This is a genomic window from Actinoplanes solisilvae, from assembly GCF_003999975.1.
Taxonomy (GTDB): Bacteria; Actinomycetota; Actinomycetes; order Mycobacteriales; family Micromonosporaceae; genus Actinoplanes; species Actinoplanes solisilvae.
Map to the genome: position 1 here is coordinate 1 of NZ_RJAC01000088.1, position 924 is coordinate 924.

2 protein-coding genes are annotated in these 924 nt (G+C 32.1%); both read right to left on the minus strand.

Annotated features, from left to right (window positions below; all coding sequences use genetic code 11):
- Nucleotides 1–273: type II toxin-antitoxin system antitoxin SocA domain-containing protein (locus EER30_RS46700; RefSeq protein WP_127509799.1), on the minus strand; the 273-nt coding region annotated here is incomplete at its 3' end.
- Nucleotides 270–924: hypothetical protein (locus tag EER30_RS47830; protein ID WP_164842812.1), on the minus strand; the 655-nt coding region annotated here is incomplete at its 5' end. The genes EER30_RS47830 and EER30_RS46700, both read right to left, overlap by 4 nt.

A 924-nucleotide genomic window follows, 5' to 3' on the forward strand; every position in this document is an offset into this window, starting at 1 on the left:
ATACTGGATAATCTTCTTTGTATTTCCATAATAGTTTTGCTCTAGACTTACTTTAAATAAATCTGGATAACGTTGAGCAGTAGTTAGAACATCCTCTACATATGGCCCATAATGATTAAAATACCAAGAGATATCAGTAATTTGATTACCTAAAGACAATGAAGAAAACCAGTCGCTTAAATACACCATTTTTGTTAAACGTGCATCTGATAGCTCTTGAGGATGAGGATAGGTAAGGCAGTAATAAGCCATTACTTGAGCTAAAATATTCATGATTGCTCTCCCTTATTAATTCCCAAAGCTTTTAAAATTTCTTGTTCTACTTTAGAGACTTGCTTACTGTCAGAAGAAGACTTCTTAACCCCTAAGGTATTACACTTGATACCTTCTCGTATATAAGAAACTAGTTGCGAATTGTGTGTATCGCAATAATTAATTATTTGACCTACCTTTTGACTAGAAATACTTTCTTTTATTAAGCAATCATTTTCAAAAACAATAACCGCTATTGGTCCCTGTTCATCATTCACAGTAAAGGCAACATATTGGCAAGATTTCATAGTAAGAGAAGAAATTTTTTCATGTGAGTAGCCATATACCTCATGAATATATTTAATGTAACCTGTTGGATCCGAATGATATATCGGGCAATCCTTAATATCTATATGAGTTCCATGATTCCAAGCTTTACTAATAACCCCCTGGTTGGGAGAAAATTCAATAGAATGGAGTTCATTGTAACTAGAGTTTTTAGAGTAGCGAGATAAATAAAGAAATTTCTTTTCTTGTGTATAAGCATAGATTGTTACACGATAACTTGCTGTATCCATTTTTAATGCATACATACTGGCTTTTAGCCAATTTCTTAGAAATTTAGAGTGTAACTCTGAATAATTTTGTTTTGCTTTAACTATTTCCTCAGAT